Consider the following 24,281-nt stretch of genomic DNA (forward strand, 5'->3'; position numbering starts at 1 on the left):
CATCACCCCGCGGCGGCCTCCGCCGCCACTTCGGCGGCGCGACGGCGCTCGGCGCGCGCCAACAGGTGCACCGCGCCGAGCACGAAGCCGAGCGCGAGCCAGTCGCGCAAGTGCACCGCGCGGCCGCCGAACGCCCACCAGATCAGCGTGGCGGTCGTCCCCGCGACCAGCGACGTGAGGCGGTTGACGAGCCCGGCGAACGTCGCCGTGCGCCCCTTGAACAGAAACAGGAACACGCTGAAGAACGCCGACGCGCCGAATACGAGACCGGACGCGGTGGCCCATTGCCACCGAGGCGCAGGGTCGGTGAACGCGCGGCGAACGGCGTCGACCCGCGGGTCGTCGACGTAGCTCACCAGGAGCACGGTCGCGAAGATCATCGCCCCCGTCGCCGCGAACTGTTCGAGCGCGAAGAAGCCCTTGTTGTCGAGCTTGACTCCCTTGGCGCGCGTATTCTTGTAGTAGTTCATCAGGTAGATGCGCACCGCGTACGCACCGATGTAGCTGCAAAAGATCACCAGCGCCGCCGGGTTGGTCAGAAAGTCGAACGCGCCCGGCTCGAGCACGCCGTACGCGATGTGGACGCCGACGGCGCCGAGGGCGAGCACGACCGCGAGGTTCTCCTCGGGGTACACGCGCTTGTGCAGGATGCCCTGGCGGATCTGAATGGCGTCGACCGCGCGGCTGGCGACGATCACGCTGCCGCGCATCATGGTCATCGCCACCATCACGGTGATCGGCAACGTGTACATGAGCGTCGTCGTCGGGATGACGACGGCCGTGCACACGCCGGACGGAATGATGTAGGCGAGTTCGCTCGGCCACCGGACGCCGAGCCAGGTGACCGGGCGGTTGGACTGCATGCGATACCAGCGCAATCCGACCACCACCGGAAACACGGCCGCGCTGCCGCCGACGGTGGAGTACACGAGATATTGCATGTCCTCCATCCCCGTCGACAGGAAGTACTTCACCGAGATCGCGGTCACGACGTAACACGCGAAGTACCCGGCGCACAGCTGGACGAGCTGCGCGGTGCTGCCCTCGGTCGCTCGTTTCACGGCGAAGCGATCCTTGTACCACCGGCGCACCGGCGAGCGCAAAATCCGAATCGAATCGGCCGGCGGCCCGTCCAGACCGGAGCGACCGGCGTCACTCGTCCGCGTCCACCGATGCGCGCAGCCGCTCGATCGCGGCCTCCTGCCGCAACAGCGCGGCGCGGTCGGCGGCCGCGCGGGCGACTGCGGCGAGCGCGACGATGCGCGCCGCGGCGCACGCCACGTCGGTCGCCGCCTCGGCGACCAGCAGCTCTTCGGACGGGTCGCGCAGCGCGCGTTGCGCCGCCGCGAGCAGCCGCTCGCACACTTCGTCGCACTCGACGAGCAATTCGTGTTCGTCGTCACCCCACGCCAGCCGCCGGGACAGCGCGTCGTGCAGGCCGAGGTCCAACCCCGGATCGGTGTGCTCGTACGACGCAAGCCGGCGCAAGGTGGCGTCGAACACCTCGGCGCCGAGCGCGGACTCGCCGCGCTCCGCGATGTCGAGCACTTCGTCGCGCAACACCGCGACCCGCTCGGCCAGCCCCGCCGTCACCGCCGGCCTCCCGGTGGCGCCCATCCGGGCTGCGTATCGTCCGACCGCGGGCGCGAAGTCTGCCGCACCAACGTGCGCCGCAGGGAAGCCGCGCGGTCGATCGCCTCGCGCAACGCATCGGCGATCGGTCGCCCGGTATCGACGACGAGGTGCGCCACGCCCATCGCGATGCGCCGGTGCGCCACCGCCACGCGGCGCAGCGCCGCCGCCCGCGCCGCCGGCGTCGCGGACGCCCGCGCGAGCGCGCCGAAGTGCGCGGCGCGGGCGCGGTCGAGCGCGTCGAGCAGCGGGGCGACCGCCGGCTCGCCCGCCGCCGCGGCGCCGAGCAGTTCGCGCGCGGCGAGCAGGCCGTCGAGCGCGCCGCCTCGCTCGCGCGCCGCCGCGTGCGCGCGGTCGATCACGCCGGTCGCGATCGCGCCGACGCGCGGCCGCTGGCTGTCGGCGGCCGCCTCACGTGCCGGGCCAAGGGCAGCGTCCAGACAGGCGGCGACGTCGGGCGGCGGCGGATCGGAACGCGGCACGTCGACCGGGACCGTGACCGTCTCGGTGATCGCGGCGGCGCGCGCACGGGCGGCCTCCGCGTCGGCGAGTTCGCGCTCGACCTCGCGCAGCCGGCGCGCGATCACGTGGCCGACGGCGATGTCCGCCACGACGAGCGCGCGCGGCACGGCCGCGGCGAGCAGCGCGCCGGTGAGCGGATCGTCCGCGCGAATGGCCGCGACGACGCGCGCGGCCGCCTCGCCGAGCGCGTCGAGCAGCGCCCGCAGCGCGCCGAAGTCGCCCCCCTGGTCGAACCAGCCGGCCGCGAGATTCTCGGCGTAGGTCCACACATGGATGCCGGTCGTCTGCTCGAGGTCGCGGTATACCGCCTCGCACAGGTTGCCCGCGACGATGTCGATCGCCTCGCCCTCGCTCAACACCGCGCACACGGGCGACTGCGCCACGCCCAGTTCGCGGGCGGCCGCGAGGAACACGTCGCGGCGATCCCACCACGCCGCCGCGCCGGTCGTGCGGACGATCTGCGTGCGCCGCGGCACCGCGCGCTGCCCGGCGTCGACCACGACGGCGGTCACGTTGTCGCCGCCGCCCCCCTTGAGCGCGAGCGAGACCAGCTCGCGCGCGATCTGCTCCGGGTCGAGCGACGCGCCCATCGCCGCCGCGATCGCGTGCTCGGACGCGTAGCCGGTCAGACCGTCGCTGCACAGAAGCAGCCGATCGCCGGGCCGCAGCTCGAGTTCGCAGAAATCGGGCCGCACGTCGGGGGACGCGCCGAGGTTGCGCGACAACACCGATCGGTACGGGTGGGTTCGCGCCTCCTCCTCCGTGATCGCGCCGCGCGACAGCAGCTCGGCGACGATCGTGTGGTCGGCCGTGAGTTGCTGCAGGCGGCCGTCGCGCCACAGGTAGGCGCGGCTGTCGCCGACGTGGGCGATCAGCACCCGGTCGCGCGCGAGCGAGCGGCACACGACCGCCGTGGTGCCCATGCCGCGGCGCGCGCCGCGGCGCGCCGCCTCCGCGCGTACCGCCTCCGACGCGCGCCGCAGCGCGTCCGCCAGAAGCTCGCGCGGGTCGGCGTTGGGCGCCGCGGACGCCACGACGTCGCGCACGGCGTCGCGCGCGAGCGCCGACGCGACCTCGCCGGCGAGGTGACCGCCCATGCCGTCGAACACGCCGTAGAGGCCGATGTCCGGTGCGACGAGGTAGCAATCCTCGTTCGTGTCGCGCACGTTGCCGGCGTGGGTCGCGCCGCCCGCCCGCAGTCCCGCTTCCGCCACCGCGCGCTCGGTCACACCCCCTCCTGGCGCAGCGCGCGAAGCTGCGCCGACCGCGCGGCGAGCTGGTCGGCCAGGCCGGCGACCAGCCAGCGCGCCGCCAGCGCGCTGGCGCCGTGCACCGCCGCGAGGAAGTCCGCGATCTCGCCCGGCGCCGCCTCCTTCTGGGCGACTCGCGCCGCGGCGTCGCCGACCGCCACGACCGCGTGGACCACGTTCTCGCGGGCAAACCCCTCCCCCTCGCGCAACGCCGCCCACCGCGCGACGACCTGGCGGTAGCGGTCCGCGTCGCCGGTGCGCAGGTAGGCCGCCATCTCGTCCACCAGTACTCCAATCTGGTCGCGGACGGCCGCGTCGGACACGCGCGCATAGGCCCGGTCGACGCTGCCGCGGATGGCGAGGAAGCGGTCGACGACTGCATCCCGCAGGGACTCGAGCGTCTGGGCCTGTTCCAGCCCCATCGCGGCTATGGTATCACTGCGGCCTGGCCCGTGCGCCCGTGCTAGGCTGTCCGCGGCAGGGGCGGAGGAACGACATGGCTGGGGGACGCATCCTCGTCGTAGACGATGACAACGCACTGCGCGCGTCGATCACGCGCATCCTCGAGGAGGAGGGGTACACGGTCGAGACGGCGCCGGACGGAGCGACCGCACTGCAGATCGTGGAGGAGGATCCGCCGGACGCGATCCTGCTCGACGTCATGATGCCCGGCATGAACGGGCGTCAGTTCCTGCGCGAGCTGCGCCGCGCGAAGCACACGCCGAAGATCCCGGTCGTCGTCATGACCGCTTTGCAGGGCCTGTCGGACCGCGCCCTCGAGTACGGCGCCGACGACCTGGTCGAAAAGCCGTTCGACGTCGACGAGTTGCTCAACAAGGTCGCTCTCGCGCTGTTTCGCTCGGGCGAGTACGACACGATCACGGACCGGCCGCCGCTGCCGCGCCGCAACCCGGCGAGCACCGCCGCGCCGCCGGCGCGCGCGCCGGCGCGGACCGGCGTCATCTTGCTCATCGACGACGACACGCAGTCGCTGGCGCGGCTCGACGCCGAACTCGGCGCGCACGGCTACACCGTCGTGTCCCTGTCGCGCCCCACCGCCGACCTCGCGCGGCTCGCGCGCGTCCTGGAGCCGCGCGCCATCGCGATCGCGCTGCGCGGAACCGGCAAGCAGGCGCTCGCGGCCCTGCGCACGCTGCGCGGCGAGCCGGCGCTGTCGACCGTCCCGGCGCTCGTGTTCGCCGACGCGCGCGACGCAATCGACCCGCACCGCGCCGAACTCGACGAACTGGGCGCGCGCGCCGTCAGCCCGCCGTCCGCGCTCGTCGCGCAACTGTCGACGTGACAGCCCGCCCGCGTCCCCGGCACAATGCGGGCTACCATGTTCGAAGCCGCCGTGTTCGCGCAGCGGCGCCAGCGCCTGATGGACGCCATCGGGCCCGACGCCGTCGCCGTGTTCCATTCGCCGCCGGAGGCGATCCGCAACGGAGATGCGCACTACCGCTACCGCCAATCGTCGGACCTGTTGTACCTGACCGGCTTCACCGAGCCCGAAGCGACGCTCGTGCTGCGCCCGGGCGCAGCCAAACATCGGGTGGTGATGTTCGTCCGGCCGCGCGACAAGGAGCGCGAAACGTGGGACGGCCGCCGCGCGGGCGTCGACGGCGCCGTCGACCGGTTCGGCGCCGACGTCGCGTACCCGTGCGGCGAGTTGGCCGACAAGCTGCCCGACCTGCTGAGCGCCGAAGCGCTGTACTACAGCCTCGGCAGCGATCCCGCGTTCGACCGGACGATCGCGTCGGCGATCGACCAGCTTCGCCGGCGCGAGCGCCGCGGCGTGCGCCCGCCCGCACGGGTCGTGGACCCGCGCGAGGTCCTGCACGAGATGCGCCTGATCAAGACGCCCGAGGAGATCGCCGTGCTCGAGCGGGCGGCGGCGATCTCGGTGGAGGCGCACACCGCGGCGATGGCCGCCGCCGCTCCGGGGACGTGGGAGTACGAGCTCGAAGCGCTGGTGGACTACACGTTTCGCCGGCGCGGCGGCGTCGGCCCCGGGTACACCACGATCGTCGGCGGCGGCGCCAACGCGACCATCTTGCACTACGTCGAAAACGACGCGCAGCTGCGCGCGGGCGACCTCGTGCTGATCGACGCCGGCTGCGAGTACGGGTTCTACACGGCGGACATCACCCGGACGTTTCCGGTCGACGGCAGATTCCGCGGGCCACAGCGCGACGCCTACGAGGTGGTGTTGGCGGCCCAGCGCGAGGCGATCGCGCACGTGCGCCCGGGCGCGACGCTCGACGACATCCACGCCGCCGCCGTGCGCGTGCTCACCGAAGGCATGGTCGACCTCGGCCTGCTGCCCGGACCGGCCGAGGCGCGCGTAGCGGACGGCGCGTACAAAACGTTCTACATGCACCGAACGTCCCACTGGCTCGGCATGGACGTCCACGACGTGGGCGCGTACAACCGCGGTGGCAAACCGCGGCCGCTGGCGCCGGGCATGGTGCTCACCGTGGAACCGGGCCTCTACGTCGCGGAGGACGCAGACGGTGTGCCCGACGCGCTGCGCGGCATCGGCATCCGGATCGAGGACGACGTGCTCGTGACCGACGACGGCTGTCGCAACCTGACCGAGGCGGCCCCGTCGGCGATCGCGGACGTCGAGGCAGCCTGCCGCGCGGCGGCGCCGGCGGCGATGCGATAGCGGCGCTCGCGATCGCCTCTGGCGGGGGGGCAGTCCCCGGCCGCACCGACGAAGTCCCACGGAGGCGCGGCGGTCGGGCCGCCACTTGCGTTCGCGCGCGCTGCGATTTCGGTCACCTGCACCGGGTAAGAACCTTCGTTTTCGGCCCCGAAGGCTGGCACGGGACGTGGATTACATCCGCACACCCCGATTCCAGCCCCCGGAGGTTCCCTTGAACAATCGCGCCGTCGCCGCCCTGCTGTCCGCCGGACTTTTCATCCCCGCAGCCGCCTGCCAGGACGAATTGGCGAGCGAGCCCCTGCCCGAGGTCCGCGAAATCGTCGGCACGCCGGCGCTCGCGGACGAGATGCCTCGCGGCGTCTACAGCGTGATCGATGCGGACGCGGTGCTCGCCGAGCCGACCGATCCGGAGGTCGGCATGCTGTACGCCGGCCAGGTGATCATCTACATGAACCGCTACGGCGGCACCTACACGCCCGGCATCAACGACTCGCGGAACAACCGCTCGTCCGTGCCGAGCCAGACCGCGACGATCCCGCCGTGGAACGTGAGCGACGCGGGCTGGCAGCAGGTGATGGACTGCGTGCGCGACCTGTGGTCGCCGTTCAACGTGGTGATCACCGACGTCGACCCGGGCAACGTGCCGCACCTCGAATCGGTCGTCGCGGGGCACCCGAACGACCTCGGCCTGCCGAACGGCGTCGGCGGCGTGTCGCCGTTCACCAGCGACTGTTCGACCATCAACAACTCGGTCGTCTACACGTTCGCCGAAGTGTTCGGCAACAACTACCGGGTCGTGTGCGAGGTCGTCGCGCAAGAGGTCGCCCATTCGTTCGGCCTCGACCACGAGTACCTGTGCGAGGATCCGATGACCTATCTGGGCGGCTGCGGCGCCAAGACGTTCCAGAACGTCGACGCGCCGTGCGGCGAGGACGGCCCGCGCACCTGCGCATGTGGCCAACAGACGCAAAACTCGGTGCAGATGCTGCTGCAGCGGATCGGCCCGCGGCAGGCGACGCCGCCGGAGATCGCGATCACCCGGCCGCAGGCCGGCCAGACGGTCGAGCCCGGCTTCGTCATCGAGACGGCCGTGACCGCGAGCCAGTCGATCCAACAAGTGGACCTGTATATCGACGGCACCCACTACGCGACGGTCGACACGGCGCCCTACATCTTCAACGCGCCGACGACGCTGGCCGACGGCAGCCACATCGTCGAGACGCGCGCGATCGACGTCACGGGCGCCGAGGGCAGCGCGTCGGTCACGGTCACGCTGTCGGCCGGCGGCTCGCCGGACCCGGACCCGAACCCGGACCCGGACCCGAATCCCGATCCCGATCCGAATCCGAACCCCGGCTCCGCCGGCAGCGCTGACCTCGTCGGCGGCTGCTCTGCGGCCGGCGGCTCCGGGTCGGGCTTCGCGATGCTCGTGCTCGGCGCGGCGCTGGCGCTTGGGCGCCGCCGCCGCCGGGCGTAACCCATCATTGGCCCTCCGCCCGCCCGCGCCGCGTCACTGCGGCGCGGGCGTCGGCGTTTTCGGCGGGGCGCGCGCCGCGTTACGTCGTCGCCTCGATCACCCGTACGATGTGGCCGCGGTCGGGCTCGGGTACGCCGGCGGAGGCGAAGTCCGCGGGATGGAGCAGCTCGGCGGTCGCGAACCCGCACGCGCGCAGTCGTTGGATGCACTCGTCCGGCCCCGAGAAGTGCAAATACACGTCGCCGCGCGCAAACCAACCGAGCGCGCGGCCGAACGCGCGGCGCGCCGGCCCGGCGTCGCTGCCGAGGATGATGTCGGCCAGGTACAGTCCCGCCGGGAACGCCGACAGGCACGCGGCGATGCGCTGCCACATCCCGGCGAGCACGTCGGGGGCAAAGTAGGCCGTGAGTCCCTCGGTGACGATGGCGGTGCCCGCCGTCGGGTCGAGCAAGCGCCCGGCGACGGTGCGCAGGCTGTGGTCGCCATCGTCGACGAGCGCGTTGAGCGGCACGACGCGGTGGTTGTCGGCGAGCAACCCCGCGCGCGCCAGCCGCGCGCGCTTCGCCTCCGCCATGTCGGGCAGGTCGCCCTCGACGTACACCAGCCCGCGGTCCCGGTAGCGCGCAGCCATGCGCACCCCGCGCGCCGACAGCCCGCCGGCGATCTCGACGACCTGGCGCACGCGCCCCGCCTCGATCGCCGCCGCGAGGCGGTGGTCGATGATGCGATGGCGCGCGAGCAACAGCTGCTCGAGGTCGGCACGCCGCGCGACACGGCGGTAGACGGCGTTGGCCGGAGCGAGCGCCGCGTACAGCGCGCGGCCCAGCGGCGTGCGCAGTGCGTCGTACGACAGCCCGTTGCGCCACCACACGTAGCCGGTGTAGTGCGCCGTGGGCGAGATGCGGGACGTGTCGGCGTCGGCGGTCATCGGTGGAACTATAGGGCGAGCCGGCCGACCGGCGCTCCCGGTGCCGCCCCCGCGCCCGCGGCCGTCACCCCGGCCACCGGCGCCGGTTGGGCACCAGCGGCACGACGCGCTCGCGCAGTCCCGGCGGACACCGCGCGTCGAGGATCGCGCGCACGTCAGCCGGCCGGTAGTTCTGGCTGAAGTGCATGAGGACGACCGCGTCGTTGCGGAACCGGTCCGCGTACGGCAGCAGGTCGTCGAGGTGGATGTGGCAGCTTTCGTGGGCCCGCTCCGGCGGCTTCGCATCGTCGAGAAACGTGCACTCGAGAATCAACGTGCGAGCCGACAGCAATGCGGGCTCGGCGTCGAGCACCTTCACCAAGGTGTCCGTCGCGTACGCCAACTCGAGGATCTCGCGGTCCACGAACAGGTCCTCGCCCGCGCGCCGGCGATCGCGGATCTCGGCGCCATCGAGGCCGACGTACTCGGGCCGCAGCTTCGGCACGCGCCGAAAGAACAGGTAGCCGAGCGACGGCACCGGGTGATACGTGCGAAACGCGCGCACGCGCAAGTTGGCGTGCAGCGGCGCCTCGTCGCCGGGCTCCATGCCGCACAGCTTCACGTTGACGTCGTAGCGCTGCAGCGTCGACACGAGATCGAGCGACGCGCGGAGGGTGTCCGCGATGGGCGCCGGCAGAAAGATCTTGAGCCGGCGGTTGTTGCACATGAGCATCCGCGCACCGATCAGCGTCATCAGCGCGCCGCAGTGGTCGGCGTGCCCGTGGCTGAGGAACAGCGCCTTCGCCCCGGCAAACGACCGAGGTGCGAGGCCGACGTCGAGAAGGACGTCCAGCTCCTTGACGTGCAGCGACGTGTAGATCCCGCCGACCGACACGCCGCGTATCGTGAAGTTGCCGGCGCGAATCTCCGTCAGCATCGCGCCGGTTATACTACGCGCGTGTCGTTTCCCGAGTTGGCCGACCTGCCGCCGGACCAGCGCGCGTCCGGCGCGCTGTTTCTCCGCTACGAGGACGTCACGCAGGAGGGCCGCGTCGTGCTCACCGCCCTGCCTCAGGCGGTCGGCTGGGTCGTGTGGCGCCAGCTCATCCGCGAACACGTCGTCACCGAGCTGCGCAATCGCCAGGGCATCGTGCCGATCCTGTCGCGCTTGGTGATGGAGGGGGGCGGCGGTCCGGTGTCCGTCATGCGCCCGCTCGAGGCCGAAGGCGGCTTCGACCTCGCCCACGCGGTCGACGACACCGGCCAGGTCGACCGCATCCTGATGACGATCGCGGTGCGCGTAGACGGCAAGATCGGCCGCACCGCCGGCCCACCGCCGGCCGATCGCGGCGCGCCGGTGTTCGTCGGCCGCGTCGTCGCCGAGCACGTATTCACCCGCCCGTTCGCGCCGGCCGGCGAGCGCAAGGTGCGGTCACTCGACGGGCCCGGCCTGCCGGGCGTGCCCGCCAAGCGCGCGGCGTGGCGACCGCCGGAGGCGACCCTCGAGTTGCCCGACGGCGCCGCGTGGATCGAGGACGACCTGGCACCCGACGAGGCCCCCGTCGTGTTCGGCCTCGCGCACACCGACAGCAATCAGCACGTCAACTCGCTCGTGTACCCCCGCCTGTTCGAAGACGCGGCGCTGCGCCGGTTCGCTGCGCTCGGCGAGCCGGTCCAGGTGCTGTCGCGCTACGCCGACGTCGCATACCGCAAGCCGTGCTTTGCCGGCGACCGGATGCGGTGGCTCCTGCGCGCGTTTCGCGCCGGCGACCGCATCGGCGCGGTCGGCTGCCTGGTCCCGGACGGTGACCGCGCGGCGAAGCCGCACACCTACGTGCAGATGGCGTTCGCACCGTAGCGCGCGATGGGCGGGCGACGGCGACCGCGCGGCGAGGCGCGCAGATGGCAGTTCTGGATCGACCGCGGCGGCACGTTCACCGATTGTCTCGGGCGCGACCCGGTCACGGGCGCGATTCGCGTCGCCAAGGTGCTGTCGTCCGACCGCGCGCCGCTCGACGGCATCCGCCGCATCCTCGGCCGGTCCGACGGCGATCCCATCCCGCCGTGCGACATCCGCATGGGCACGACGATCGCCACCAACGCGCTGCTCGAGCGCAAGGGAACGCCCTGTGCGCTGGCGATCACGCGCGGCTTCCGCGACCTGCTCGCCATCGGCAACCAGACGCGACCGGACATCTTCGCGATCGACATCCGCAAGCCAGAGGCCCTGTACACCCGCGTCGTCGAAGTGGACGCGCGGTGCGACGCGAGCGGGCGCGCCGTCGTCGAGCCCGATATCGACGCGCTGCGGCGCAGCCTGCGCGAGGTGCGCGGCGCGGGCATCGACAGCCTCGCGGTGGTCGTGCTGCACGCATACCGCAGCGGCGCCCTCGAGCGCGTCATCGGCGACGTCGCGCGCGACCTCGGGTTTCGCCACGTATCCCTGTCGCACGAGGTTGCCGCGGAGATCGGCATGGTCGGTCGCGGCGACACCACCGTGGTCGATGCGTACCTCACGCCGCTGTTGCGCGACTACGTGGCGGGCCTGCTGCGCGAGTTGCCCGGCAGTTCGCTGCGCATGATGCAGTCCAGCGGCGGCCTGACCGACGCGCGGCGGTTTCGCGGTCGCAACGCGGTGCTGTCGGGACCGGCCGCCGGCGTGGTCGCCACCGCACATCTCGCCCGCGAGGCCGGCCTGCCCGGCGCCATCGGCTTCGACATGGGCGGTACGTCGACCGACGTGTCGCGCTACGACGGCGCCTACGAGCGGGTCTACGAGACCGAGGTCGCCGGCGTGCGGCTGCGCGCGCCGATGATGGCGATCCACACGGTCGCCGCCGGCGGCGGCTCGATCTGCCGCGCGCGCGGCGGCCGGCTCACGGTCGGCCCCGACAGCGCCGGCGCCGACCCGGGCCCACTGTGCTACGGCCGCGCAGGCGCCCGCGACCTCACCGTCACCGACGTCAACCTCGCGCTCGGCCGCGTGTTGCCGGACCGATTTCCGCTGCCGCTTTGCCGCGAACCGGTCGACGCCGCGCTCGCCGCGCTCGCCAGCCGCGTCGGCCGTCCGCCGGAGGAAGTCGCCGCCGGATTGTTCGCGATCGCCAACCACAACATGGCGGAGGCGATCCGGCAGGTCACGATCGCGCGCGGCCGCGACGTGCGCGACGACGCGCTCGTCGTGTTCGGTGGCGCCGGCGGCCAACATGCGTGCGCGATCGCGAGACAACTCGGCATCCGCACGTTGCTGTTTCACCGATTTGCTGGCGTGCTATCGGCCTACGGGATGGGGCTGGCGGACGTGACCTGGCACGGCGAGGCGGACGCGGGCCGCCTCGCGGTCGACGCGGGCATCGCCGGCGCGCTGGAGCCGGCGTTCGCCCGCCTCGCCGCCGCGGGGCGCGCCGCGCTGCGCGCCGACGGGTTTACGCCGGACCAGATCCACACCGTGCGGCGCGTCGATCTGCGCTACCGCGGCACCGAAACGCCGATCCCGGTGGACGTCGACGACCGCGCCGACGCGGCGGCGCTGCGCGCGGCGTTCGAGGCCGCCCACGAGCGACTGTTCGGCTACGCCCGGCCCGGACACCCGATCGAGGTCGCAGCCGTCCGCGTCGAGACGATCGCGCGCGCGCGACCGCCCGACGCACGCCGCCCGCTGGTGGCGCCCGCCGAACGCCCCGCACCACCTCCGCTGCGGCGCACGCGCGTGTGGGCCGGCGACCGCTTCTGCGACGCGCCGGTGTACGCGCGCGAGTCGCTGGCGCCCGGCGTGCGCATCGCCGGTCCCGCGATCGTCGTCGAGGACACCGGCACGGTCGTGGTCGACCCGGGTTTCGCGCTCGCCGCGATCGACGCCGATCGCATCGCGGTCACCGCGACGGCCGCGACGACGACCGCGACCGCGCGGCGGCGCGCACGCGCGAGCGACCGACCCGACCCGGTCCAGCTCGAGATCTTCAACAATCGCTTCATGTCGATCGCGACGCAGATGGGCGCGGTGCTGCGCCGCACGGCCCTGTCGACCAACATCCGCGAGCGGTTGGACTTTTCCTGCGCCGTGTTCGACCGCGACGGCGGCCTCGTGGCCAACGCGCCGCACATCCCGGTCCACCTCGGCGCGATGGGCGAATCGGTGCGCTGTACGCTCGCGGCCCATCCCGACCCGCAGCCGGGCGACGTGTACGCCACCAACGACCCGGCGGCCGGCGGCTCGCACCTGCCGGACATCACGGTCGTCACTCCCGTCCACGACGACCGCGGCGTGCTGCGGTTCTTCACCGCCAGCCGCGGCCACCACGCGGACGTCGGCGGCATCACGCCGGGGTCGATGCCGCCGTTTTCGCGCTCGATCGACGAGGAAGGCGCGGTGTTGCGCGCGCTGCGGATCGTCCGCGGCGGCCGGTTCGACGAGGCCGCCGTGCGCGCGGCGCTGTCGGCCGGGCCGTGGCCCGCGCGCGATCCGGACGCCAACATCGCCGACCTCCAGGCGCAGATCGCCGCCAATCGAACCGGTGCGCGCCTGCTGCGCGACACGATCGACGAGTACGGGCTGGCCGTCGTCGACGCGTACATGCGTCACGTCCAGGACAACGCCGCCGCCGAGGTCGCGACCGAGATCGCCGCGCTGCCGGACGGCGATCATGCGTTCGAGGACGCGCTCGACGACGGAACGCCGATCTGCGTGCGGATCTCGGTCTCCGGCGACCGCATGACAGTCGACTTTTCCGGCACCGGGCCGCAGGTCGACGGCAACCTCAACGCGCCCCGCGCGGTCACCGTGGCAGCCGTACTGTACGTATTACGCGCGCTCGTCGGCGCGCCGATCCCGCTCAACAGTGGTTGCTTGCGCAACGTATCGATCCGCGTGCCGCCAGGCAGCGTGCTCGACCCGGCGCCGGGCGCCGCGGTGTGCGGCGGCAACGTCGAGACGTCGCAGCGCGTCGTCGACGTGTTGCTCGCCGCGCTCGGCAAGGCGGCGGCGAGCCAGGGCACGATGAACAACCTCACGTTCGGCGACGACACGTTCGGCTACTACGAGACGATCGCCGGCGGCGCCGGCGCCGGGCCGGGCTTTCACGGTGCGTCCGGCGTCCACACCCACATGACCAACACGCGGATCACCGGTCCCGAGGTTCTCGAAGCCCGCTACCCGGTGCGGCTCGTGCAGTTTTCGCTCCGCCGCGGTTCCGGGGGAGCCGGCCGCTGGCGCGGCGGCGACGGCGTGGTGCGCGAGATCGAACTGTTGCGGCCGATGTGCGTGTCCATCCTGTCGGAGCGGCGCGCGCGAGCGCCCTTCGGCCTCGCCGGCGGCCATCCCGGCGCGCCCGGCCGCAACCTGCACAACGGCGCGCCGCTGCCCGGCAAGGTCGAGCTGGACGCCGCGGCGGGCGACCGCATCCGCATCGAGACGCCGGGCGGCGGCGGCTACGGGCCGCCGGACCAGGCGACGTAGGCGATCGGCACCGCGGCGCCGATCGCGACGAGCACCGCGCCTCGGCCGATCAGTCCCTTGCGCCCGCGCAGCATGAACAGGCCCGAGGTCGCCAGGCACAGCAGCAACACCGCGTACGCGTCGGCGACGTACGTCCAGGCCTGCTTGGACCGGTTGTAGTGCAACCAGTTGGCGACGCGCAAAAAGAACCGCGGCCGATTGCCCTCCTCGACGACCGAACCGGTAGCGGTGTCGACGTGCAGTGTGCGACCGTCAAGTTCGATCTCGATCTGATCCGGCGCCGCGCGGTAGGCGTCGATCGGCGCGTCGTCGATGTGCAGCGCCGCGAGCACGCGCGCGATCGCGGCCTCGTCGTCGGCCGGCAGCGGACCGCCGACGTCGTGAATGCGCTCGTAGGTGACGAAGTTCGGATTCCACTGGTGGACGTGGTTGATCGCCAGTCCCGAAATCGCATAGACGAACGTGAGCCCGACGACCAGGTAGCCGGCGTCGCGGTGAAACGCGCGCAGCCATGCGCGCCACGGCAGGCTGCGACCGCGCAACTCAGCCATACCGCTGTTCGAGCCACGGGTCGCCGTGGTTGTGATACCCGCGGACCTCCCAGTAGCCCGGCTCGTCGCGGCGGACGAACCGCACGCCGGTGAGCCACTTGGCGCTCTTCCAGAAGTACAGGTCGGGCACGAGCGCGCGCACCGGCGCCCCGTGCGGCCGCGCGAACCCGCGGCCGTTCATCCGATGGCACACGAGCACGTTGTCGGCCAGCGCCTCGCGCAGCGGCACGTTCGCGGTGTAGCCGTTGGCTCCCTCGAAGATGACGTGGCGCGCAGCCGGCCGCACGCGCGCGCGGCGCGCCAGCTCGGCCACGCGCACGCCGGTCCACCGGTGGCCGAGCACCGACCAGCCGGTCACGCAGTGAACGTCGGCGACCTGTTCCACCTGCGGCAGCGCGAGCAGCTGCTCGTACGTGAGTTCGAACGGCGCGTCGACCTCGCCGTGGATGCGCAGGCGCCAGTTCTTCGGCCGCGGATCGCCCGGCTCGCCGCCCATCGGTTTGAGCTGGCGGATCACGCGCTGGCCCGGCGGCAACCGCGGGCGGCCGTCGGGGCGCCGTTGCGCGCGCGCCGCGGCGGTGAGGTCGTCGGCCGCCAGTGCGTACAGGCCGCCGCCGAGGGCGACCACGACGGTGCCGGCCGCCGCGCCGCGCAGCAGCGCCCGCCGATCCAGCATCCGGCGTACGTCCGGAGTGAGGTCGTCGTCGCGCGCAGCCACGTGTCCGAATGGTACCGCGGGCTCGCCCGGGGCGCTCGCGAAAACCCGCGCGCCCCGGCGGCCCGCGTGCCGCCGCCGGGCGCGCCGCGCCGTCACGCCGCCGCGCCGTACACGGGGACGACCGCGCCGGTCGTGACCTCGTTGGCCGGTGACGCCAGCCACAGCATCGCGCGCGCGATCGCCTCGGGCGCCGGCCACTGGGACGGGTCGGCGTCCGGCATCGCGGCGCGGTTCGCGGGCGTGTCGAAGATCGACGGCGCCACCGCGTTGACCAGGATGCCGTCGCCGGCGACCTCGCGCGCCAGGCCGCGGGTGATCGCGACCACCGCGGCCTTCGACGCCGCGTAGGCGATCATCCCGGCCGTCGGCTCGAGCGCGGGTCGCGACGCCACGTTGACGATGCGGCCGCCGCCTCCGGCGCGCCGCATCGCGCGCACCGCCTCGCGGCAGCTCACGAAACAAGTCGTCGCGTTGGTCGCCCACATCGCGTGCCAGGCCGCCGAAGACGTGTCCGTCACCGGCGCCATGGCGAACCCGCCGGCGGCGTGCAGCGACGCCCACAGGTTGTCGATGCCGGCGTAGAAGTCACGCACCGCGGCGTCGTCGCACAGATCGACGCCGCGCACCACGTGGACGCCGTCGACCGCCGCGATCGCGTCGGGCACCCGGCCGCTGCGGCTCGGCACGTGACATACGGCGCCGGCGTCCACGGCCGCGCGCACCACGGCGCTGCCGAGCGCACCGCCCCCGCCGGTGACGACGACGTGGCGTCCAGTCAAATCGATCACGGCGTGTCGTCCTCCTCTTGTGGCGGCGGCGCGGCGTGCAGGCGAGCGACCTTGATGTTGGCCCACACCGACGCAGCCACACCGGTCCCCAGAATACCGCCGATGACCACGAGCGAAACCCATGCCGGGATCGGGAAGTGGTGCTGCAAGATCATCTTCACGCCGATGAACGACAGCAAAAACACCAAGCTGGCCTGGATGTAGCGAAATCGGTCCATCGCCGCGGCCAGCGCGAAATACAGCGCGCGCAATCCCAAAATGGCAAAGATATTGGAGGTGAACACCAGAAACGGGTCGCGCGTCACCGCGAACACCGCGGGGATCGAATCGACGGCGAACAACACGTCGGCCCCTTCGACCGCGAGCAGCGCGACGAACATCGGCGTCATCGCGCGCGTCCCGGCGGCCGTGCGGGTGAAAAACCGCGGGCCGTCGAACTCGCCCGACACCGGGTAGATGCGGCGCGCGATCCGCACCAATAGGCTCCGGGACGGATCGACGTCGCCGTGACCGCCGACCATCATGCGCACCGCCGTAAACAGCAAGAGCGCCCCGAACACGTACGCCATCCAGTCGAACCGCGCAATGAGCGCGGCTCCGGCGGCGATCATCGCGCCCCGCATGACGACAGCGCCCACGATGCCCCAAAACAACGTGCGGTGCTGGTGCTGTTTCGGCACGCGAAAGTGCGAAAAGATGAGCGCGATGACGAAGATGTTGTCGACGCTGAGCGACTTTTCGATCACGTAGCCGGTGAAGAACTGGATCGCCGCCTCGCGGCCGCCGAGGTCGTGACCGATATGGCGGCCGATGCCGAACCAGTGGTGTTCGTACGCGAAATACACGACCGCGTTGAACGCGAGCGATACGGCGATCCATACCAACGTCCACCGCAGTGACTCTCGGATCGACACGACGTGCGCCTCGCGGTTGACCACGCCCAGGTCCACCGCGAGCAGCGCGAACACGAGGACGAGGAACAAAACCCACGGAATCATGGCGCCCTTCGTTACAGGTACGGCGAAAACAGCTTGCACGTGGAGTCGCGCAGCTTCATCCACAGCGGCCGCGCGTTGACGTCGTCGAGCGTCACCTCGCGGCTCTCGGCGCGCACGTCGTCGAAATGAGACACGAGCGACGCCCCGAGCGCCGCATCGTAGATTTCCAGATTGAACTCAAAATTGAGGCGCAGGCTGCGCGGGTCGATGTTCGCGCTGCCGACGATCGCGTAGTAGTCGTCGACCAGAAACAGCTTGCTGTGAGCAAACGGGGGCGGACGGAAGAACACGCGCACGCCGTGCTGCAGGATCTCCCACAGACATGCGTTGCTCGCCCACGCGACGAATGGCAGGTTGTTGTCGCTGGGCAGCAGGATCTCGACGCTGACGCCGCGCAGCGCCGCCGAGCTGAGCGCGGCGATCATCTCCCGACTCGGGATGAAGTACGGCGTCATGATGCACACGCGGTCGCGCGCCGCCGCCAGCGCACCGATGAGCACCCACTGGAGCGTCTCGAGATCCTCGTTGGGCCCGTCCATGATGCCGCGCACGAGCGCCGGCCCGCGGTCGTCCATCGGCCGGTAGCCGGGCCAGCCGGTTTCCTTGCCGGTCGTGAACAGCCAGTCGGCCGCGAATGCCTCCTCGAGGAACGCCACGCCCTGCCCCTCGATGCGAAAGTGGATGTCCACCGCTCTCTTCGGGTTGTCCGGGCGCGTCACCATGTGGCGCCCGCCGATGTTCATGCCCCCGGTAAAACCGACCTCACTGTCGACGACCAGGATCTTGCGGTGATTGCGCAGGTTCACCCGCAGCCCGCGCAACGACAGCACCAGCGGCAAGAACCGCGCCACCTCGACCCCGTCGACGTCGCGCAGCAGGCGCGTGACGCGCGGCCGCGAGTAGCGCTCCCCGATCGCGTCGACGAGCGCGCGCACCCGTACCCCCCGCCTGGCGGCCGCGGCGAGCGCGTCGACGAACTGGCGGCCGACGTCGTCCGTCTCCCAGATGTAGGTGCACAGGTGGACCGTCTTTTGCGCGTTCGCGATCGCGTCGATCATCGCGGGGTAGGCCTGCTCGCCGTTGTGGAGCACGTCGACGCGGTTGCCGGCCAACAGCGGCCGGCCGGTCACGGCCTTGGCGAGGCGCAGCAGCGACCGCATCCGGTCCGCGCTCACGGGATCGGCCGACTGCAGCTCCTTGGCCGACGCATCCGGTCCCCAGTGGCCTTCCGCCGCCCACCGCTGCGCGCGCGTCTTGATCCGGTTGACGCCCAGCAGCCAGTAGAAGAACGCGCCGAACACCGGCACGAGCACGCACAGCACCAGCCACCCGAGTTGGGACCGCGGATCGCGCTTGTGCAACAGGGCGTGGACGCCCGACAGCACGCCGGCCGCAACCACGGCGGCGTACACGGTCAGGGCGATCGCGTCGGTCCACATCGGGCCGCTATGGTAGCGAACCGCCGCGGCATCCGCCGCCGCAGCGCGCACACAAACGCCGGCGGCCCCGCTGCCCGGTCGCGGGCTCGATCAGTCGATCGGCGGGAAGTTCTCGCAGGCGGCGGAGAACGTATCGAGCGCGTCGCGCAGCGCGGACGCGAGATCGCCGTCGCAGATCGAGCTGAACACCGCGTTGTCGCCGGTGCGCGTCACGAAGTCCTTGAGCCGGACCGCTTCGATCGCATCGCCGAACGACGACGTGCACTGCGTCGGCCCGGCGGTGACCGCCACCGCCCAGCGCCCCCGATCGCCCTTGATGCCGTCGAGGAACGACAGGTAATGGTCGAGCGGAACGATGTTCGGCGAGCTGCGATCGCAGACGTCCGCCGACGTCGGGTTCGTCGGGTCCAGCGTGATCTGAATCGGATCGTCTTCGCGCGAGCAGTCGTCCTCGTCGGTGAGGATGACCACCGCGAGCAGCGCGTCGTCGCGCAGGAAGCCGGCGTTGGTGCCGTCGGCGACGCGGTCGTCGAGCGCCCACTCGAGCGCGAGCAGCGGCATCTCGACGCCCGGCCCGTCGGTGCCCACGTTGGCGACGCACGCGAACGTGCCGGCGACGTCGCCGTCGCCGCGCTCGATCCACCGGCGGGTCATGCCGCAGCCCTGGAGGAACTCGCCGTTGTCGCCCTTTTCCGTGATCGGCGGCAGCGGCGCGCCGACGAACTCGGTGGTGACGTCGCGCCCGGTCGTTGTGATCGCGATCCGGTAATCGAGCGCATCGCCGGACGACGTCATGTAGTCATCGATCACCTGCGCGAACACCGGGAAGTTGGCCGCGAGGTTCGTCTGCTCCTCCTGCATGGACCCCGAGTCGTCGATGACGAACACGATGTCCATCTTCTGGCAGGGCTCCGGCGGCGCGGCGTCCGCGAACTCGCTGCCGCCGCCGCCTCCGCCGCCGCCGCCGCCACCGCTGCCGCCGTCACCGCCGCCACCGGGTCCGGCGTCGGCGTAGTCCGCGGCGCTCGGGCCGCACGCGGCGGCCGCCGTCGCGACCACGGCGACCAGACAAAACGAGCTCGAATGCATGCGTGACAGCATCGGACAGACCTCCCCACTAGCGGGCATACCGTACCAACCCGGTGTGGCGTTCCGCCCGGTGAACGGCTCACCGTGACTGTCCGCGGCGCGCCGCCCAATGACGCGCCGCGTCGGACCGTGCGGCGCCGCGCGCCGCCGGCCGTTGACCCCGCCCGCCGGGTCGGCTATCCGTGACCGGCCGCGCGCACGAGTCATGACCGCCTCCGCCACCCTCGCCCCCGAGTGGGCCCCGCACGCCGCCACGTGGACCGCGTGGCCAAGCCACCACGACCTGTGGGGCGACGATCTGGCCGGCGCGCGCGCCGCGGTGGCCGCGCTGGGTCGGGCGTTGGTCGACGCCGGCGAGCGCGTCGACCTGCTCGTGCTGCCCGGATCCGGCGCCCCGGTACCTGGCGCGACGGCGCGGCCGGCGCCGTTCGGCGACATCTGGCTGCGCGACACCGGTCCGATCTTCGTGCGCCGCGCTGGCGTCCTCGAGGCGGCGCGGTTCAGGTGGAACGGCTGGGGCGGCAAGTACCTGCTGGACCACGACGCCGAGGTCGGCGACGCGATCGCGCGGTGGGCGGGAGCGGCCATTCGCCGCCACGGCTGGGTGCTCGAGGGCGGCGCGATCGACGTCGACGGCACCGGGCGCTGTCTCACGACGCGCCAGTGCCTGCTCAATCCGAACCGCAACCCGGGCATGGACGCGCCCGCGGTCGAGGGGGCACTGCGCGACGCCCTCGGCGTCGATCGCGTGCTGTGGCTCGGCGACGGGCTGATCAACGATCACACCGACGGCCACGTCGACAACCTGGCGCGCTTCGTCGCGCCCGGCGTCGCGATGTGCATGGAGCCAGGCCCCGGCGACCCGAACCGCGAGGTGCTCGCCGCGGCGATGCGCGACCTGCGCCGGTTCGGGCTCGAGGTGATCGCGGTCCCGTCGCCGGGACGGGTCGACGACCGCGACGGCCGGCCGCTGCCGGCCAGCTATCTCAACTTCTACATCGGCAACGGCGTGGTGGCCGTTCCCACGTTCGGCGTCGCGGCCGACGACGCCGCGTTGGCGGCGATCGAGGCGGCGTTCCCGGGCCGGCGCGTCGCCGGCATTCCAGCCCGGGCGCTGCTCGCGGGCGGCGGCGCGTTGCACTGCATCACGAAGGAGCAACCGGCATGACCACCGTCCGCATCGCCGCCATTCAGTGCGCGCTGCCCGATGACCCGGACGCCGCGATCGCCCGCGTCGCCGACCTCGTGCGCAACGCGGCGCGCGACGGCGCGCAGGTCGTGTTGCCACCGGAACTATTCTCGGGCCACTACTTCCCGCGCGAGCAGCGCGACGACGCGTTCGACCGCGCGCATCCGGTAGACGCGGACCCCGCGGTCGCGCGGTGCCGCGATCTGGCCGCCGCGTTCGGCGTCGTCATCCCCGTGTCGTTCTTCGAGCGGGCGGGCCAGGCGTTCTACAACAGCGTCGCCCTGATCGACGCCGGCGGCGCCCTGCTCGGCGTGTACCGCAAGAGCCACATCCCCGACGGCCCGGGGTATCAGGAAAAGTACTTCTTCCGCCCGGGCGACACCGGCTTTCGCGCGTGGCGCACCGCATACGGTTTCATCGGCGTCGGCATCTGCTGGGACCAGTGGTTCCCCGAGTGCGCGCGCGCGATGGCGCTGCTCGGGGCCGACGTGCTGTTGTACCCGACGGCGATCGGCAGCGAGCCGGCGGCGCCCGACCTCGACACGCGCGACATGTGGCGTCGCGTGATGATCGGCCACGCGGTCGCGAACATGGTCCCAATCGCGGCGGCCAATCGGGTCGGCGACGAAAGCGGCCAGCGGTTCTACGGCAGCTCGTTCGTGTGCGACCACACCGGCGCGATCGCCGCCGAGCTGTCGCGCGACGCCGAGGGCATCGCAATCGCCACGGTCGACCTGGCCGCGGCGCGACGCGACCGCGCCAGCTTCGGCTTCTTCCGCGACCGCCGCCCCGAGCTGTACCGCATTCTCACCACGGCAGACGGCAGCCAGGAGGTTCCATGACGACGACCGACGCTCCACTCGTGAACGTGAAGACCGCCGACGGCGTCGCGGTGTTCGAGCTGTGCAACCCGCCGGCCAACGGCTACTCGTACGAGATGTTCCGCCAGCTCGACGCCGCGATCCTGGACGCGCGGATGGACGACTCCGTCCACGTGATCGTCCTGCGGGGCGCCGGCGATCGGTTCTTTTGCGCGGGTGCGGACATCGGCATGCTCGAGAAGGCCGACCCGACGTTCAAGTACTACTTCTGCCTGCACGCCAACGAGACACTGCTGCGCCTCGAGCACACGCCGAAGCTCGTCATCGCGGCAATCAACGGCCACTGCGTCGGCGGCGGACTGGAGGTGGCGATGGCGGCCGACCTGCGCGTGGCCAAGGCCGGCGCCGGCAAGATCGGCCTGCCCGAGGTGGCGCTCGGCGTGCTGCCCGGCACCGGAGGCACCCAGCGACTCGCCCGCCTCGTCGGCAAGGCCAAGGCGATCGAGCTGATGACGCGCGGCGACACGGTCACCGTCGACGAGGCGCGCGCGCTCGGCTTGATCAACGACATCTACGAAGCGGACGAATTCTGGCCGCGCGTGATGGATCTCGCGCGCAGCTTCTGTCCGCCGAACAAGGCCGCGCGCGCAGTCGGGCTGATCAAGCGGGCGGTGCAGACCGGCGCCGAGATCCCGCTCGAAAGCGGCCTCGCGCTCGAGCGCGAGTTGCAGCAACGCCTGTTTACGTCGGAAGACGCCCGCGAGGGGCTCGCCGCGTTCGTCGAAAAACGACAAGCTCGCTTCCGGGGCCGGTAGTACAATCGAGGCATGCGGGTCTTCATCAGGGCGGTCATCACCGGGTTCGGTCTGGCGGTCGGAAAGGCGCTGTACGACAAGGTCAGCGAGCGGCTCGGGTTCGAGTCGAAGCGCGACGAGCCGCAACAGCCGCCCCCGGTCGTGCCGAGCGACGATGGCGGCGATCCCGTCCGGTCGCCGGCCTGAGCGCGCAACGAGTTCCCCATGGAAGCCAAGGTCGCGCCCGGGCTGCTGTTGTCGATGCCACATCTTCTGGACCCCAACTTCACGCGGGCGGTGGTCCTCATGGTCGAACATTCCGAGGAGGGATCGTTCGGCCTCGTCGTCAACCAGCCGAGCGACCTGGCGGTCGCCGAGCTGCTCGAGCAGCTCGACATCGACTGGCGCGGCGCCGACGACGCCGTCGTGTGGAGCGGCGGCCCGGTCACGCCGTCGACCGGCTGGGTGTTGCACGAGCCGATCGCCGGGCTCGTGCCCGACGAGGACGGGTCGATGGTCGACGTCGCGCCGGGCATCGTGCTGTCGACGTCGCCCGAGATCCTGCGCGACATCGCCGCCGCGCCGCCGCGCCGCGTCCGCTTCCTGCTGGGCTACGCGGGCTGGGGGCCCGGCCAGCTCGCGCACGAGATGGTCCGCGGCTCCTGGCTGCACGCGGCGCCGTCGCCGGAGATCATCTTCGACACCCCGGCCGACGAGATGTGGGAGCGCGCCGTCCGCTCGGTCGGCGTGGACCCCGAGGCGCTCATCCCCGGCCAGGGCGTCCATTGACGCGGCCGACGGTGCGCGGCGCGGGCGTGACCTGCCCGCCGGCCGTGCGGTAGTCTACGGTGGTGGTCCCGGACGCCGACAACGGCTTCGAGCGGCGGGGCGGCTTGCGAGCAGCCGCGTCCCTGAAAGTCACCTACACGTCGGTCGACGAACTCGTCGAGGCCTACACCGAGGACATCAGCCGCGGCGGCCTGTTCGTCCGTACGACCGAGCTGTTGCCGATCGGCGAGGTCGTGCGCGTCCAGGTCGAGATGCCCGATGGCGGCCCGGTGTACGCCGGGTTCGCGCGCGTCGCGCACACGATCGGACGCGAGGCGGTTGCGGCGGGCCGGTCGCCGGGCATGGGGCTCGAGTTCCTCGACGCCGGCGAGGCGCCGCTGGCCAACGAGATCGCCCGCCACCTGGCGGCCACCGGCCACGACGAGCCGGTCCCCCCGGCCCCGGCGGGCGTGAGCGGGCGCATCCTCGTCGTCGACAATGACGACGCTGCGCGCGAACTCGCCGCCGGCGTGATCCGCGACGCCGGCCACACGGTCGCGGTCGCGCGAAACGGCATGGACGCCATCCGCAAGGCGCTCGACGACCCGCCGGATCTGATCGTCACCGACGTCGACATGCCGGCGCTCGACGGCTGGCAGTTCCTCCGATTGCTGCGCGCACGCCCGGAGCTCGAACACGTACCGGTGATCGTACTCGCGGGCCGCCTCACGGACGACGAACGCCTGCGCGGCTATCAGAACGGCGTCAACGACTACGTCACCGTCCCGTACGCGGACGACGAACTCGCGCTCCACGTCCAACGAGCGCTCGAGCGCGCGCGCGCGTATCCCAACCGCACCGCCGCGCTCACCGGCTACATCGCGCACGTGTCCATCGCTCGCCTGCTGACGTTGCTGTCGTCGGAGCAGCGCGAGGGGCGGTTGTACGTGTCCGACCGCAAGCGCGTGGCGACCGCCTACCTGCGCGACGGCCAGGTCGTCCGCGTGGACGTTCCGGAGGACCAGGAGCACCTCGACGGCGCCGGTCGACTGCTGTGGCTGCTGGACTGGATCGACGGCCGCTTCGAGTTCATCCCGGCCGCCGTGTCCGATCCCGACAGCGTGGGCCTGTCGACGCCCCAGGCGCTGCTGCGCCACGCGCGCGCCGACGCCGAGCCGCCGACCGGGCCGTGACACAGCGCACCGCGCCCGCCGA

Annotated in this window: 22 protein-coding genes; 10 read left to right on the plus strand and 12 right to left on the minus strand. The window is 72.1% G+C overall.

The window, feature by feature from the left end:
* Nucleotides 1-2: 2 nt before the first annotated feature.
* The 4 genes from D6689_10370 to D6689_10385 are packed head-to-tail and all read right to left on the minus strand — an operon-like array spanning nt 3 to nt 3,826.
* Nucleotides 3-1,103 carry a hypothetical protein gene (locus D6689_10370; protein ID RMH41688.1) on the minus strand — a complete coding sequence of 367 codons (1,101 nt, stop codon included), beginning with the start codon at nt 1,101-1,103 and terminating at the stop codon, nt 3-5.
* A 49-nt stretch (nt 1,104-1,152) separates the two neighbouring features.
* Nucleotides 1,153-1,617, minus strand: coding sequence for a hypothetical protein (locus D6689_10375; GenBank protein RMH41689.1), 465 nt, complete (start codon nt 1,615-1,617; stop codon nt 1,153-1,155).
* Nucleotides 1,590-3,383, minus strand: a complete 1,794-nt coding sequence (locus tag D6689_10380; protein ID RMH41690.1) for a serine/threonine-protein phosphatase — start codon at nt 3,381-3,383, stop codon at nt 1,590-1,592. Before D6689_10380 ends, D6689_10375 begins: the two co-directional genes overlap by 28 nt.
* Nucleotides 3,380-3,826, minus strand: coding sequence for a hypothetical protein (locus D6689_10385; protein ID RMH41691.1), 447 nt, complete (start codon nt 3,824-3,826; stop codon nt 3,380-3,382). Before D6689_10385 ends, D6689_10380 begins: the two co-directional genes overlap by 4 nt.
* Nucleotides 3,827-3,900: 74 nt before the next feature.
* On the opposite strand from D6689_10385, the gene D6689_10390 reads away from it, so the two are divergent.
* The 3 genes from D6689_10390 to D6689_10400 all read left to right on the plus strand — a co-directional run bounded on the left by D6689_10390 (nt 3,901) and on the right by D6689_10400 (nt 7,549).
* The gene (locus tag D6689_10390; GenBank protein RMH41692.1) at nt 3,901-4,707 is read left to right on the plus strand and encodes a response regulator; all 807 of its coding nucleotides are present in this window, start codon (nt 3,901-3,903) and stop codon (nt 4,705-4,707) included.
* 36 nt (nt 4,708-4,743) lie between these two features.
* Nucleotides 4,744-6,072, plus strand: a complete 1,329-nt coding sequence (locus D6689_10395; protein ID RMH41693.1) for a Xaa-Pro aminopeptidase — start codon at nt 4,744-4,746, stop codon at nt 6,070-6,072.
* A 211-nt stretch (nt 6,073-6,283) separates the two neighbouring features.
* The gene (locus D6689_10400; protein ID RMH41694.1) at nt 6,284-7,549 is read left to right on the plus strand and encodes a hypothetical protein; all 1,266 of its coding nucleotides are present in this window, start codon (nt 6,284-6,286) and stop codon (nt 7,547-7,549) included.
* Between the two features lie 79 nt (nt 7,550-7,628).
* On the opposite strand, the gene D6689_10405 is transcribed toward D6689_10400, so the two are convergent.
* Nucleotides 7,629-8,477 (minus strand): hypothetical protein, encoded by an 849-nt coding sequence (locus D6689_10405; protein ID RMH41695.1) that lies wholly within the window; start codon nt 8,475-8,477, stop codon nt 7,629-7,631.
* 64 nt (nt 8,478-8,541) lie between these two features.
* Nucleotides 8,542-9,393, minus strand: coding sequence for an MBL fold metallo-hydrolase (locus D6689_10410; GenBank protein ID RMH41696.1), 852 nt, complete (start codon nt 9,391-9,393; stop codon nt 8,542-8,544).
* A 21-nt stretch (nt 9,394-9,414) separates the two neighbouring features.
* On the opposite strand from D6689_10410, the gene D6689_10415 reads away from it, so the two are divergent.
* A complete protein-coding gene (locus D6689_10415) occupies nt 9,415-10,314 on the plus strand; it encodes a hypothetical protein (protein RMH41697.1) in 900 nt (299 codons plus the stop codon).
* A 6-nt stretch (nt 10,315-10,320) separates the two neighbouring features.
* Nucleotides 10,321-13,911, plus strand: coding sequence for a 5-oxoprolinase (locus D6689_10420; GenBank protein ID RMH41698.1), 3,591 nt, complete (start codon nt 10,321-10,323; stop codon nt 13,909-13,911).
* Here the strand turns inward: D6689_10420 and D6689_10425 are convergent.
* The 6 genes from D6689_10425 to D6689_10450 form a co-directional block, all read right to left on the minus strand.
* The gene (locus D6689_10425; protein ID RMH41699.1) at nt 13,884-14,462 is read right to left on the minus strand and encodes a hypothetical protein; all 579 of its coding nucleotides are present in this window, start codon (nt 14,460-14,462) and stop codon (nt 13,884-13,886) included. The genes D6689_10420 and D6689_10425 overlap by 28 nt on opposite strands.
* Entirely contained in the window at nt 14,455-15,138 is a 684-nt protein-coding gene (locus D6689_10430; protein RMH41716.1) for a molybdopterin-binding oxidoreductase, read from the minus strand. The genes D6689_10425 and D6689_10430 overlap by 8 nt, the downstream gene beginning before the upstream one ends.
* A gap of 134 nt (nt 15,139-15,272) precedes the next feature.
* Nucleotides 15,273-16,091, minus strand: coding sequence for an SDR family NAD(P)-dependent oxidoreductase (locus D6689_10435; protein ID RMH41700.1), 819 nt, complete (start codon nt 16,089-16,091; stop codon nt 15,273-15,275).
* A complete protein-coding gene (locus D6689_10440) occupies nt 15,965-16,966 on the minus strand; it encodes a TerC family protein (protein ID RMH41701.1) in 1,002 nt (333 codons plus the stop codon). Before D6689_10440 ends, D6689_10435 begins: the two co-directional genes overlap by 127 nt.
* Nucleotides 16,967-16,977: 11 nt before the next feature.
* On the minus strand, nt 16,978-18,405 hold the full coding sequence (cls, locus tag D6689_10445; GenBank protein RMH41702.1) for a cardiolipin synthase: 1,428 nt from the start codon (nt 18,403-18,405) through the stop codon (nt 16,978-16,980).
* A 90-nt stretch (nt 18,406-18,495) separates the two neighbouring features.
* Nucleotides 18,496-19,293: a hypothetical protein gene (locus tag D6689_10450; protein RMH41703.1), complete on the minus strand. Its 798-nt coding sequence runs from the start codon at nt 19,291-19,293 to the stop codon at nt 18,496-18,498.
* 406 nt (nt 19,294-19,699) lie between these two features.
* Between D6689_10450 and D6689_10455 the strand changes: the two genes are divergently transcribed.
* From D6689_10455 to D6689_10475, 5 genes are all read left to right on the plus strand, one after another.
* On the plus strand, nt 19,700-20,662 hold the full coding sequence (locus D6689_10455; GenBank protein ID RMH41704.1) for an agmatine deiminase family protein: 963 nt from the start codon (nt 19,700-19,702) through the stop codon (nt 20,660-20,662).
* Nucleotides 20,659-21,525 (plus strand): N-carbamoylputrescine amidase, encoded by an 867-nt coding sequence (aguB, locus tag D6689_10460; protein ID RMH41705.1) that lies wholly within the window; start codon nt 20,659-20,661, stop codon nt 21,523-21,525. Before D6689_10455 ends, aguB begins: the two co-directional genes overlap by 4 nt.
* Complete coding sequence (locus D6689_10465) at nt 21,522-22,319, plus strand: enoyl-CoA hydratase/isomerase family protein (protein ID RMH41706.1); 798 nt, start codon at nt 21,522-21,524, stop codon at nt 22,317-22,319. Before aguB ends, D6689_10465 begins: the two co-directional genes overlap by 4 nt.
* 204 nt (nt 22,320-22,523) lie before the next feature.
* Nucleotides 22,524-23,087, plus strand: a complete 564-nt coding sequence (locus tag D6689_10470) for a YqgE/AlgH family protein (protein ID RMH41707.1) — start codon at nt 22,524-22,526, stop codon at nt 23,085-23,087.
* Nucleotides 23,088-23,146: 59 nt separating this feature from the next.
* A complete protein-coding gene (locus D6689_10475) occupies nt 23,147-24,259 on the plus strand; it encodes a response regulator (GenBank protein ID RMH41708.1) in 1,113 nt (370 codons plus the stop codon).
* Nucleotides 24,260-24,281: the final 22 nt, after the last annotated feature.

It is taken from the genome of Deltaproteobacteria bacterium (genome assembly GCA_003696105.1).
Taxonomy (GTDB): Bacteria; Myxococcota_A; Polyangia; order Haliangiales; family J016; genus J016.